Here is a 12,571-nt window from a genome sequence, read left to right as displayed (position 1 = left end):
GTCCATATCTGTGAATCATCCGCCGTTTACGTGGATGAGGAGTCGATTGATGCTCAAAGGTGCATGGATACTGCCGGTCGTGATGCTCGTGGCGCTGCTTGTCGCCGCGGTGGTTCCGGCTGAGGTATTCGCGGCCGAGCCCCGGGCCTTCCCGAAGGATGTGCAGACCTACTTCCGTAACCTGCCCGGCGTCGTGCCGGAGGAGGAACACGCGAAGAAACAGGCCTATGAATGCACCAGCGATATCGAGAACGTCTATCGCAGCCGTGGCAGTTTCGACATTCTCTATGGCGACGTGATGCCGACCCGGATCTATCGCTGCAAGACGCCGAGCGGCGTAACCTATACCGGCACGCGCATGCCCAACACTCAGTGGGTCCCCGGTCTCCATCCGCACCATCTTCCCGAATAAGGCAATCTTTGTTCAAAGGCGGCGCAGCGGAAGACCGTATCTTGCGATGTCGGGCATGGGCGCTCTTGGCCCATTGACGACCCGCCGCCGCTGCCCCACTACTTTCTCACATACTGAACTTGGTACACCGGGAGGATGCAGGGTGTTCCACGCAAGCATGAATTTTGCGCTCGGCGAGGAGGTCGACGCTGTTCGTGAGACGGTCCACCGTTTCGCGCAGGAAAAACTCAAGCCTCGCGCCGACGAAATCGACCGCAGCAACGAATTTGCCCGCGACCTCTGGCCTGAACTCGGCGCGCTCGGCCTGCTCGGCATCACCGCCGACCCGGATTTCGGCGGCTCGGGGCTCGGTTATCTGGCCCACGTCGTGGCCGTCGAGGAACTGGCTCGTGCCTCGGCCTCCACGTCGCTCAGCTACGGCGCCCATTCCAACCTCTGCGTCAACCAGATCAACCGCAACGGCAATTCCGACCAGAAGGCGCGTTACCTGCCGAAACTCTGCTCGGGAGAGCATGTCGGCGCGCTTGCCATGTCGGAACCCGGCGCCGGTTCCGACGTCGTCTCGATGAAGCTCCGCGCCGAAAAGCACGGCGATCGCTATGTCTTGAACGGAACCAAGATGTGGATCACCAACGGTCCGGATGCCGATGTTCTGGTGGTCTATGCCAAGACCGATCCGGCCGCCGCCTCCAAAGGCATCACCGCCTTCCTCGTCGAAAAGGATTTCAAAGGGTTCACGACCGCCCAGAAGCTCGACAAGCTCGGCATGCGCGGTTCCAACACCTGTGAGCTGGTGTTCGAGGATTGCGAGGTGCCGGCCGAAAACGTCATGGGCGCCGAGGGTGGCGGCGTGCGCGTGCTGATGTCGGGGCTCGACTACGAGCGCGTTGTGCTTTCGGCCATCGGCATCGGCATCATGCATGCCTGCCTCGATGTGGTGATGCCGTATGTCCACGAGCGAAAGCAGTTCGGCCAGCCGATCGGCGAATTCCAGCTGATCCAGGCCAAGGTCGCCGACATGTACACGGCGATGAATTCCACCCGCGCCTATGTCTATGCCGTCGCCGCTGCCTGCGATCGCGGCGCCGTGACGCGCCAGGATGCCGCCGCCTGCTGCCTCTATGCCTCCGAGCAGGCGACCCAGCAGGCCCTGCAGGCAATCCAGATCCTCGGCGGCAACGGTTATATCAACGACAATCCGACCGGCCGGCTGCTGCGCGACGCCAAGCTGATGGAGATTGGTGCCGGCACGTCCGAAATCCGCCGTATGCTGATCGGCCGCGAGCTCTTCAAGGAAACCGCCTGATGGCTGTCATCCGGTCTGCGGTCAACCTGAGGAGCGAAGCCGCCGAAGCGAACCGCGCTGCGATGCAGGCAAAGCTTGCCGAGGTCGAGGCGGCGGTAGCGCTCGCCGAAGCCGGCGGTGGCGAGGAAGCGCGGGCGCGGCATGTGAAGCGCGGTAAACTGCTTCCCCGCGAACGCATTGCGCGTCTGCTGGATCACGGTTCGCCCTTTCTCGAAATCGGAGCCACCGCCGCGCACGGGCTTTACGGCGGGGCGAGCCCGTCGGCCGGCATCGTTACCGGCATCGGCCGGGTCGAAGGTCGCGAGGTCATGATCGTCGCCAACGATGCCACGGTGAAGGGCGGCACCTATTACCCGATAACCGTCAAGAAACACCTCCGCGCCCAGGAGATCGCCGAGGAGAACCGTCTCCCTTGCGTCTATCTGGTCGATTCCGGCGGCGCCAACCTGCCGAACCAGGACGAGGTATTTCCCGACCGTGATCACTTCGGCCGCATCTTCTTCAACCAGGCCCGAATGTCGGCGAAGGGCATCGCCCAGATCGCGGCCGTCATGGGTTCCTGCACCGCCGGCGGCGCTTATGTACCGGCGATGTCCGACGAGGCGATCATCGTCAAGGACCAGGGCACGATCTTCCTCGCCGGCCCGCCGCTAGTGAAGGCTGCTACGGGCGAGGAAGTCTCGGCCGAAGATCTCGGCGGCGGCGATGTCCACACAAGGCTGTCCGGCGTCGCCGATCATCTCGCCCGCGACGACGCCCATGCGCTCGCGCTGGTCCGCCGCGCCGTCGCCGGCCTCAACACCCGCAAGCCCGACACTGTCGCGCTGGCAACGTCCGAGGAACCGCTCTACGATCCCGAAGAGATCGCCTCGATCGTCCCGTCCTCCCTCAGCACGCCCTACGACATCCGTGAAGTCATCGCCCGCGTGGTCGACGGCTCGCGGTTCGACGAGTTCAAGGCGCGTTTCGGCATGACGCTGGTCTGCGGCTTCGCGCATGTCTTCGGCATGCCTGTCGGCGTCATCGCCAACAATGGCGTGCTGTTTTCCGAAAGCGCCCAGAAGGGCGCGCATTTCATCGAACTCTGCTCGCAGCGAAAAATCCCGCTTGTCTTCCTGCAGAACATCACCGGCTTCATGGTCGGCCGCAGATATGAAGCGGAGGGCATCGCCAAGCACGGCGCCAAGCTGGTGACCGCAGTTGCGACCACGTCCGTGCCGAAGGTCACGATCCTGCTTGGCGGTTCCTTCGGCGCCGGCAATTACGGCATGGCCGGCCGCGCCTATTCGCCGCGTTTCCTCTGGACCTGGCCGAACAGCCGGATTTCGGTGATGGGCGGCCCGCAAGCCGCCGGCGTACTGGCCACTGTCCGGCGCGAGGCGATCGAGCGCGGCGGCAAGACCTGGGGCGCGGACGAGGAAGCGGCCTTCAAACAGCCGGTGCTCGACCAGTTCGAGGAGCAGAGCCATCCGCTTTATGCCTCCGCCCGCCTCTGGGACGACGGCATCATCCACCCGGCCAAGACCCGTCAGATCCTGGGCCTGAGCCTCTCCGCCGCCCTCAATGCTCCGATCGAGGATACACGCTTCGGCGTGTTCCGGATGTGAGGGTTGGCTTGATGCAGCAGAGCACATCCAAAGACCCCCTCTGGCCTGCCGGCCATCTCCCCCACAAGGGGGGAGAAGACTCGCGGCACGGCCTCGCTTCAAATCCACCACCGGTGCGGCGGGGTAAGCCCCTCCCCCTTGTGGGGAGGGGTTGGGGAGGGGTTTACTCGTCCTGGTATCTCGGGGCTGCCCCATGCTGAGAAAAGTCCTCATCGCCAATCGCGGCGAGATCGCCTGCCGCATCATCCGCACCTGCCACCGCCTGGGTGTCGCGACCGTCGCCGTTTATTCCGACGCCGACCGTGACGCGCTGCATGTGTCGCTTGCCGGTGAGGCTGTGCATATCGGCCCGTCCCCCGCCGCCGAAAGTTATTTGCGCGGCGAGACGATCATCCAGGCGGCGTTGCGCACCGGCGCCGACGCCATCCATCCCGGTTACGGCTTCCTCTCGGAGAACCCGGATTTCGCCGATGCGGTGACATCCGCCGGCATCCGGTTCATTGGCCCATCGTCCGATGCCATTCGCGCCATGGGCCTCAAGGACGCCGCCAAGGCGCTGATGGAAAAGGCGGGCGTGCCGGTCGTCCCGGGTTATCACGGTGCCGAACAGGATCCCGACTTCCTCTCCAGGGAAGCGGAGCGCATCGGCTTCCCGGTGCTGATCAAAGCGCGCGCCGGGGGTGGCGGCAAGGGCATGCGGCGGGTCGAAAGCGCGGACGACTTCAGGGAAGCACTCGCCTCGGCGCAGCGGGAGGCTCTGGCCGCCTTCGGCGATCCCGCCTGCCTGATCGAGAAATACATCGCCCATCCACGCCATATCGAAATCCAGGTTTTTGGCGACGACCACGGCAATGTCGTACACCTCTTCGAACGCGACTGCTCGCTGCAGCGCCGCCACCAGAAAGTCATCGAGGAAGCACCGGCCCCCGGCATGCCGGAGGAGATGCGCCACGCCATGGGCGAGGCGGCTGTCAAGGCGGCGCTGGCAATCTCCTATTCCGGTGCCGGCACGATCGAGTTCATCGCCGACGCCTCCGACGGGCTGAAGGCCGACCGTTTCTGGTTCATGGAGATGAACACCCGGCTGCAGGTGGAGCATCCGGTGACCGAGGCGATCACCGGCGTCGATCTCGTCGAATGGCAGCTTCGCGTCGCGTCCGGCGAGCCTCTTCCGCGCCTGCAGGACGAACTTTTCATCAGCGGCTGGGCCTTCGAGGCGCGGCTTTATGCGGAGGATGCCGAGCGGGGTTTTCTGCCCGCCACCGGCAGGCTTGCCCATCTCGACCTGCCGGAGGAATTGGCGCGGGTGGACAGCGGCGTTCGCGCCGGTGACCGCATCTCGCCTTTCTACGATCCGATGATCGCCAAAATCATTACCCGCGGGCCGGATCGCCAGACAGCGCTCTCGCTGCTGTCGGCCGCCCTTGCCGAAGTTCGCGCCACCGGCGTGACCACCAACGCTGCATTTCTTCGCCGGCTAACGATCCAGCCGGATTTCGTCGAGGGCTTGCCCGATACCGGCCTGATCGACAGGCATCTGGCGGAATTGACGATCGGTCAGTCCCCGTCTCGCGAGGCCATGGCCTTGGCCGCTTTGAAACTTTCCGGTGCCCTCGAACCGAAGCACGGCAGCGATCCCTGGGACCGCTTATCCGGATTCCGGTTATGGGCCGAAGCTGCCGATTTCGTCGAATTGGACTACCGCGGCCAGCACGTGCCGGTGTCGTTCGGATCGATCGGAGAGGGTGTCTATGCGGCCATCGTCGATGGCAAGCCGGTCGATTTCCGTCTCTCTCGCCTGGGCGCCGAGGCTTGTCTTCTGGAGGCCGCCGGCCGGAAACATCGGGTCCATCTGGTCTCCGGCGAACGTGACGTGACGATCTTCGGCGATGGCGAAAGCTGGCACTTCGGCCTTATCGATCCCCTTGCCGGCGAGGATGAGATTGCCGCCGGCAGCGATCGCATCGTCGCGCCCATGCCGGGCCTCGTCAAACTCCTTCGTGCCACGCCGGGAGCCTCGGTCACAAAGGGCGAGGCCCTTGTCGTGATGGAAGCCATGAAGATGGAATTGACGCTTGCCGCCCCGCGCGACGGGACGCTTGCCGATGTCCTGGTGTCGCAGGGCGAACAGGTGATCGAAGGCGCAGTGCTGCTGATCCTTGAGCCGGAGCCCGAAGCTGGGGAGCCGAAGGATGGCTGATTTCGTCCGTATCCACGAAATGGGGCCGCGCGACGGGCTCCAGAACGAGAAGGGGCTCATTTCCACCGCCGATAAGATCCGGCTGGTCGACCTGCTTTCGGCCTGCGGTTTTGAAAAAATCGAGGTGACGAGCTTCGTGCGCGCCGACTGGGTGCCGCAAATGGCCGACGCCGCCGAGGTCATGGCCGGCATTACCCGCCGTCCGGGGACGCTGTACACAGTGCTGACACCGAACGTGCGGGGATATGCGGCGGCCGTCTCGGCCAAAGCGGATGAAGTCGCCGTCTTCGCCTCGGCCTCCGAAGGCTTCAGCCACCGCAACATCAATTGCAGCATCGCCGAGAGTTTTCAGCGGTTCGCGCCGCTGATCGACAGTGCCCGCCGCGACGGCATCCCGGTCCGCGCCTATGTCTCCTGCGCCGTCGATTGTCCCTTCGATGGTCCGACGCCGCCGGCGCAAGTGGCGCGGGTGGCAACGGAGCTTCATGCGCTGGGTTGCAGCGAGGTGGCGTTGGCCGATACGATCGGCACAGGCACGCCGGATCGGGTCGCAGCCATGCTTGATGCGGTCTTGAAGCACCTGCCGGCGGCACATCTCGCCGGGCATTTTCACGACACCAACGGCCGGGCGCTGGACAACATCACCGTCTCGCTCGAAAAAGGTCTGCGCGTTTTCGACGCTGCGGCCGGCGGGCTCGGCGGGTGCCCTTATGCGCCCGGCGCCGAGGGCAATGTCGCGACCGGCAAGACGGTCGATCATCTGCATGCGCTGGGGTTCGAAACCCGCATCGACCGCGACCGACTGACCGAGGCAGAGGCTTTTGCCCGCAGCCTGAGGGGAGTACGCTGATGGGCGCTTACGACACGCTGACGCTGGAACGGGATCTCCGCGGGGTGGTGACACTGACGCTCGCTCGGCCCGAGAAGCACAATGCCATGAACGCACGGATGATCGCCGACCTGGCCGACGCGGCCGGCAAGCTCGCAGCCGACGATGCGGTGCGCGTCGTGGTTCTCGCATCCGCCGGCTCCACATTCTGCGCCGGAGGCGATCTGCAATGGATGCGCGACCAGGCGGCGAGGGATCGTGCCGGCAAGATCGAGGGGGCGACAGAACTTGCTCTCATGCTGAAGGCGCTCGACGACCTGCCGAAACCGCTGATCGCCCGGGTGCAGGGCAATGCCTTCGGTGGCGGTATCGGCCTGATGGCCGTCTGCGACATCGTGGTCGCGGCTGACAGCGCCTGGTTTGCGCTCACCGAAACGCGGCTCGGCCTGATCCCCGCCACGATCGGACCCTACGTCGTGCGCCGGATCGGTGAAGGCAATGCTCGCCGGTTGTTCCTCAACGCCCGCCGTTTCGATGCGGCCACGGCCCGCGAGATCGGTCTCGTTTCAATCGTTCGCACCGCCGACGAACTCGCTGCGGCGGTGGAAGAGGAGGTCTCGGCTTTCCTCGATTGCGCTCCCGGCGCCGTCGCCAGCGCCAAGGGCCTTGTGCAAAATCTCGCCCGCCAGGCGATCGAAGATCCGGTCGGCTACAGCACCGGCTTGCTTGCCGACCGTTGGGAAAGCACCGAAGGCCGTGCCGGCATCGAGGCGTTCCTCAATCGGCGGCCGATGCCCTGGGCGGCGCCCAAGTCAGGCGGGGATTAGTCCCGGATCGGCTCCGGGACCAATCGAGCGTTATTGCTTGGGGATACCCGCCTTCTGGATCACGTCCGACCATTTCTGGATGTCGGCCTTCAGGCGGTTGCCGATTTCCTCCGGCGTGCTGGATCGGGCTTCGACGCCGAGATCCGCGAACCGTTTCTTGAGGGCAGGGTCGGCCAGGACTTCGACCAGCGTGGCGTTCAGCTTCTTCACCGCTTCCGGCGGCGTGCCCTTCGGCGCGAAGATGGCGTTCCAGGAGGTCACGTCGAATCCCTTGACGCCTTCTTCCGCGGCGGTCGGGACGTTCGGCGAGAGGCTGGAGCGCGCCGGGCCGGATGAGGCGATAGCGGTCGCCTGGTTCTGCTGCAGGGCAGCTTTCAGCGCCGTCTGGCTGTCGACGATCACGTCGAGTTCGCCGCCGAGCAAGGCGACCTGAAGATCCGGCGTGGCCTTGTAGGGGACGATCGTGAAATCGATCCCGGATGTCGACTTGAAGAGCTCAGCCGCAAGATTCTGGCTGCTGCCGACGTTGATCGTCCCGACATTGAGCGCGCCCGGCTTGGCCTTCGCGGCTTCCAGCACATCCTTGAGGGTTTTGAACTTGCCGTCCGATTTGGTGACGAACACGAAATCGAAATAGGCAAGGCTCGATACCGGCACGAAATCGGTGACCGGATCGAATTGCAGGTTCTTGAAGAGCGGAACGCTGATCGCGGTGCCGTTCGAAAGCAGAGCGAGCGTGTAGCCGTCTGCCGGCGCGTTCAGCGCCGCCCGGGCAGCAACGGAGCCGCCGGCACCCGGCTGGTTCATGATGACGATCTGTTTGCCGAGTTTCTTGCCGAGCGACTCGGCAACCAGGCGTGCCGTAATGTCGGCAATCCCACCGGGCCCGAACGGCAGAACCAGCGTGATGTCCCTCGACGGATAGGCGTCCTGCGCCATGGCGCCGGCCGGCAGCATCAGGGTCAGGGCGACAGCCAGAGATCTCATCCATCGCGCTGGCTGTCGGAACCGGCCTGCCGATCTCCCCGTAATTTTGTAATCCATTCTCTCCTCCTCCTCTAAGGCCGCTCAGGCGGCGAAACCGTATAAACGTGCGGGATTGTCGACCAGCAGCCGCTGCCGGTCCTCTTCCGTCAGCGCGAACTTCGGCACGAGATCCACGAGGTCGGCCTCGTCGACCGGCTCCTTGAGGTTCGGATGCGGAAAGTCCGTGCCCCAGAGGCACCGGTCGGGGCTTGCCGCCAGCAGCGCCTTCGCAAAAGGCACGGCCGTATCGAACGGAAAGCGGGAAATCCGCTCCGACCCGCAGACCTTGATCCAGCAGTTTTCCCGCCGCACCAGTTCCAGCAGCGTCTGGAACGCCGGCTGTTCGGTGCCCAGGCTGGTGTCGACGCGGCCCATGTGGTCGATGACGAAGGGCACCGGCAGTCGGGCGATCATGTCGGAAAGCGGCATGATGTCGGCGGCGTCGAGATGCAGCACCACATGCCAGCCTCGGCCCTTGATACGGTCGATCGCCCGGTTGAAGACGTCCATATCCGGCGCACCGCCAAGGTGGCGGACGAAATTGAACCGCACGCCGCACACGCCGCCATCGTCGAGCGTCTGGTAGGCGCGGTCGTCAAAGCTGTCGTCGACGATGGCGACGCCGCGGTAACGATCCGGCCGCCAGGCGATCGCGTCGAGCATGGCGCGGTTGTCGGTCCCGTGGCAGCTCGCCTGGACGATGACCGCACGGTCGATGCCAAGCCGGTCATGGAGTTTTGCCAGCGCCTCTTTCGGTGCGTCGTCCGGCGTATAACTGCGGCTGGGGGCATAGGGGAACACGGCGCCCGGGCCGAACACATGACAATGCGCGTCGCAGCTATTTACAGGCAGTATGAAGTTCGGTTTCCGCCGCGCGGTTGGCGTCCCGTGACCGCTCTCCTGGCGATGTTCGTTCAATTTCTCCTCCCATGCGTATTTCAGATTGCTGCGGATTGCCTGGTTCCGACGCTGAGGCTTCGAAAGCTCGCATAACTTGCTTCGACGAGTTGATCGACGGCGGCTTCCCGGTCGTTTCCGTCGACCGTTCCACCCGAAAGACGGGTGACGCGGTCGGGATTGATGAGGGCGTAATAGAGGGAGCCGAGCAGGAACTGGCTGCGCCAGACAAGCCCCTCCAATGGCGCACCCGGCACGCAGTCGGCGAGAGCCTTGATAAAGGCCCGGCTGGTCTCGTCGAACGCGTCTGCGATGATCGCCTGCGCATCTGGATTTCCCTCTGCAGACAGGACCGCCCGCATGCGGGTGAATTCGGCACCGCCGCCATCTCCCTCCGAGGAGGAGACGAAGGCCGGCACGACATAGGCGCGCAGGATCGCCATCAGCCGCTGATCCGCATCGCTGATCCGCAGGGCCTCGCCCAGCAGCTCGCGGCGGCGGGCGTTCATCGGCACCGTGTGGCGCTCGTAAACCTCCCGAAGCAATTTCGCCTTCGAGCCGAAATGATAGGTCAGGCTGCCGACATTGGCTCCGGACGCCTTGGCGATGTCCCGCAGCGAGACGGCATTGTAGCCGCTGCGGGAAAACAGGGTGACGGCGTTTCTGAGCAAGGCTTCCCTCAGGTTCGGTCGCATCGAGCATCCATTATCAACTGTACGCCCAATTTGTACAGTTGTACAAATTGGGCGTCAATCGAAATCGCGCACCGAGACGGCCGAGACAATTTTGCGCCGGGCGCGGGCTCCGGGAACCGATGCTTCCGAGGAAACGAGCTAGCGTTGTGGAAGCATGAAGCCGCCGAAAAAGGCGGCGAGCTCCGCGTGGGCATCGAGCGGCAGGACGTGCGCGACATACTGGTCCGGCCGCACCGCCACCATGCAGCCCTGTTCCCGGTCGATGCCGCGCAAGTCGAAAATGTCATGGCCGCTCTTGAGGTCGGGGCAGAACATCTTCTCGTAGTCGCGGAGCCCGTAGCGGCCCTTCCGGGGCAGCAGGAAAGTCGGCATGGTTTCGACGGCAAGCGTGCGATGGGCCTGTTGGAAGATGGCCCGGAAATCGATCACCGCGTCGATGTCGGCACCGGAAGGTGTATGCCTCTTCACCGGCGAGGAGGGGGAGTCCGCCAGGAAATCGCAAAGCGCCCGCAGGCGCGAGGTGGGTGCCGCACGATCCTCCGCTCCGGCAAACGCATAGATGCGCCAGCGGCCGTCCGCCTTCGCGACGTGACCAAGCTGCATCGGTTTGGCATCGACCAGCCGGATCACCGGCGCCGAATGGAACCGCGTGCCGATCGTCAACCCCCTGGCGAGATGCTGGTGGGTCGATTGGCCGGTGAGCACTGACGGCATGTAGCGGGTCGCCGTGCCCGCGGTATAGCGTCCGGACCGGACGAAATATCTCTGGATTTCCGCCGGCTCGACGCCCTCGCCGTCCGGATCATCCGGCGATTTCAGCGGTGCGCTCAGCATGGCCGACCATTCGCGGTCGAAATCGATCAGTTCCTTGGCGATGGTCTGGCGTTCGGCGGAATAGCTGTGCAGCAGCTCCGGTCCGCTCCGCCCCTGCAGCACGGCGGCCAGTTTCCAGCCGAGGTTGAACCCGTCCTGCATCGAGACGTTCATGCCCTGGCCGGCTTTCGGGCTATGTGTATGGCAGGCATCGCCGGCGATGAAGACGTGAGGCAACCGGTCGCCACTCCCGTCCTCCGGCACGTCGTCGAACTTGTCCGTCAGCCGTTGCCCGATCTCGTACACCGACCACCAGGCGACCTCCTTCACCTCAAATGTGTAGGGATGCAGGATCCGCTGCACGGCTGCGATCAGCTTGTCGACGGTGATGTTCCGGCTCGCAACCCGCTCATTTTCGTTGAGCTTGTCCAACTCGACATAGATGCGGACCATGTAACCGCCTTCGCGCGGGATCAGCACGATGCTGCCTTCGCCAGCGGACTGGATCAGCGCCTTCAGCCGGATATCGGGAAAATCGGTAACGGCCAGCACATCCATGACGCCCCAGGCGTGATTGGCGGAATCGCCGTGCAGTGCGCGTCCGATCGATTTGCGCACCGTGCTGCGCGCGCCGTCGCAGCCGACGACGTAGCGTGCCTTGACGGTTTCGATCGCACCTTCATGGGAGGGGTCGAGACGCTCCAGCCTCGCGGTCACCGGATAATCCGAAGCGACCGGGTCTGTCTCGACGTCGATCAGGCGCCGCGAATAATGCGGCTCGAGCCTGGAGGGCGATTTGCGCATGACATCGAGGAAGAAATCCTGCACCCGCGCCTGGTTGAGAATGACATGCGGGAATTCGGAAAGCCCATCCTCGGTATCGTCGATCCTGCCGCTGCGGATGATGTTTTCCCGCTTTGCGTCGTCGGGCTTCCAGAACGAGGTCTCGTTGACCCAGTAGGATTCCTGGAGCACCCGCTCGGCGAAACCGAAGGCGTGGAACATTTCCATGGTGCGGCAGGCGATACCGTCCGCCTGGCCGCGCAGCAAGGGGCCGGATCTCTGGTCGACGATGCAGGTCCTGATGTCGGGAAAGGCAGACAGTTGCGCCGCGAGCGTCAGGCCCGCCGGACCGCAGCCGACGATCAGGACATCGACTTCGGCGGGAAGCGGTCCTTTGTCGGCTGGCGTGCTCTGACGGTCCTCCGGGTGAAAGATTTCCGGGTCGCCGGGCTCGAACCCATTCAGATGGAATTGCATGGAACCAGTTTCCTCCGCATGTTTCGTTGGGCGCCCGCGGAAACGGATTCGGCGGGTTCCATATTGATCAGTATGCTGATCATCAGTATACGTGTCAAGCTTGCTGCGATTTTGGAGAATCTGGTGAAAGACAATGATGACATGCCGGGGCATCTGGCCCGCCGGTTCCAGCAGATCGCGGTGGCGGTCTTCCATGCCGAGGTGGAGCAAGCCGGGTACGACCTGACACCTGTCCAATATGCGGCGCTCGCGGCGATCAGCACCAATCCCGGGATTGATCAGGTGACGCTCGCCGGGCTGATCGCCTACGACCGCACGACCATTACCGGGGTCATCGACCGGCTGGTGCAGAAAGGCCTGCTGGTGCGCAATGCCAGCACCAGGGACAGGCGCGCCCGCGAATTGCAGATCACCGACGAGGGTCGCAAGACGTTGAGCGGCGTCGCGCCGGTGGTCGAGGCGGCGCAGGAACTCATGCTGCGCGGGCTGACGGCAGAGGAGGGCGACGAACTGCTGCGGCTTTTGCGCAAGGCGATTGCCGCCGGCAACGAGTTGAGCCGCGCACCGTTGCGCGAGGTTTCGGACACCGCCAAGGCCAAGCCGGCCACATGACCCGCTACGGACGCCGCTTCGAGCAAGGCGCTCCTCGGCTGCCAGACAAGCTGCGCACCCGATCCCGCTCGGTTAACCTTTTGTTGA

The 12,571-nt window shown here is 64.3% G+C and carries 11 protein-coding genes; 7 read left to right on the top strand and 4 right to left on the bottom strand.

Annotated features, from left to right (window positions below; all coding sequences use genetic code 11):
• Positions 1-49 precede the first annotated feature (49 nt).
• The 6 genes from C5J22_RS14345 to C5J22_RS14320 all read left to right on the top strand — a co-directional run bounded on the left by C5J22_RS14345 (position 50) and on the right by C5J22_RS14320 (position 7,181).
• Positions 50-412 carry a hypothetical protein gene (locus C5J22_RS14345; RefSeq protein ID WP_105402374.1) on the top strand — a complete coding sequence of 121 codons (363 nt, stop codon included), beginning with the start codon at positions 50-52 and terminating at the stop codon, positions 410-412.
• 157 nt (positions 413-569) lie between these two features.
• The gene (locus tag C5J22_RS14340; protein WP_305778783.1) at positions 570-1,718 is read left to right on the top strand and encodes an isovaleryl-CoA dehydrogenase; all 1,149 of its coding nucleotides are present in this window, start codon (positions 570-572) and stop codon (positions 1,716-1,718) included.
• The gene (locus C5J22_RS14335) at positions 1,718-3,325 is read left to right on the top strand and encodes a carboxyl transferase domain-containing protein (RefSeq protein WP_105438749.1); all 1,608 of its coding nucleotides are present in this window, start codon (positions 1,718-1,720) and stop codon (positions 3,323-3,325) included. The genes C5J22_RS14340 and C5J22_RS14335 overlap by 1 nt, the downstream gene beginning before the upstream one ends.
• Positions 3,326-3,518: 193 nt before the next feature.
• The gene (locus tag C5J22_RS14330) at positions 3,519-5,525 is read left to right on the top strand and encodes an acetyl/propionyl/methylcrotonyl-CoA carboxylase subunit alpha (protein WP_105438748.1); all 2,007 of its coding nucleotides are present in this window, start codon (positions 3,519-3,521) and stop codon (positions 5,523-5,525) included.
• Positions 5,518-6,375 carry a hydroxymethylglutaryl-CoA lyase gene (locus tag C5J22_RS14325; protein WP_105438747.1) on the top strand — a complete coding sequence of 286 codons (858 nt, stop codon included), beginning with the start codon at positions 5,518-5,520 and terminating at the stop codon, positions 6,373-6,375. The genes C5J22_RS14330 and C5J22_RS14325 overlap by 8 nt, the downstream gene beginning before the upstream one ends.
• Positions 6,375-7,181, top strand: coding sequence for a crotonase/enoyl-CoA hydratase family protein (locus C5J22_RS14320; protein WP_105438746.1), 807 nt, complete (start codon positions 6,375-6,377; stop codon positions 7,179-7,181). The genes C5J22_RS14325 and C5J22_RS14320 overlap by 1 nt, the downstream gene beginning before the upstream one ends.
• A gap of 30 nt (positions 7,182-7,211) precedes the next feature.
• On the opposite strand, the gene C5J22_RS14315 is transcribed toward C5J22_RS14320, so the two are convergent.
• From C5J22_RS14315 to C5J22_RS14300, 4 genes are all read right to left on the bottom strand, one after another.
• Positions 7,212-8,168: a tripartite tricarboxylate transporter substrate binding protein gene (locus tag C5J22_RS14315; RefSeq protein ID WP_245440380.1), complete on the bottom strand. Its 957-nt coding sequence runs from the start codon at positions 8,166-8,168 to the stop codon at positions 7,212-7,214.
• 81 nt (positions 8,169-8,249) lie between these two features.
• Positions 8,250-9,125: an amidohydrolase gene (locus tag C5J22_RS14310; protein ID WP_205837182.1), complete on the bottom strand. Its 876-nt coding sequence runs from the start codon at positions 9,123-9,125 to the stop codon at positions 8,250-8,252.
• A gap of 20 nt (positions 9,126-9,145) precedes the next feature.
• Positions 9,146-9,799 carry a TetR/AcrR family transcriptional regulator gene (locus C5J22_RS14305; RefSeq protein WP_105438744.1) on the bottom strand — a complete coding sequence of 218 codons (654 nt, stop codon included), beginning with the start codon at positions 9,797-9,799 and terminating at the stop codon, positions 9,146-9,148.
• Between the two features lie 138 nt (positions 9,800-9,937).
• The gene (locus C5J22_RS14300; RefSeq protein ID WP_105438743.1) at positions 9,938-11,872 is read right to left on the bottom strand and encodes an FAD-binding monooxygenase; all 1,935 of its coding nucleotides are present in this window, start codon (positions 11,870-11,872) and stop codon (positions 9,938-9,940) included.
• A gap of 123 nt (positions 11,873-11,995) precedes the next feature.
• Here C5J22_RS14300 and C5J22_RS14295 point away from each other — a divergent pair, with 123 nt between their 5' ends.
• A complete protein-coding gene (locus C5J22_RS14295) occupies positions 11,996-12,484 on the top strand; it encodes a MarR family winged helix-turn-helix transcriptional regulator (protein WP_105428957.1) in 489 nt (162 codons plus the stop codon).
• Positions 12,485-12,571: the final 87 nt, after the last annotated feature.

The sequence above is a fragment of the Neorhizobium sp. T25_13 genome (assembly GCF_002968675.1).
GTDB classification, from domain to species: Bacteria; Pseudomonadota; Alphaproteobacteria; order Rhizobiales; family Rhizobiaceae; genus Neorhizobium; species Neorhizobium tomejilense.
This window is presented reverse-complemented; position numbering and strand designations above follow the sequence as displayed.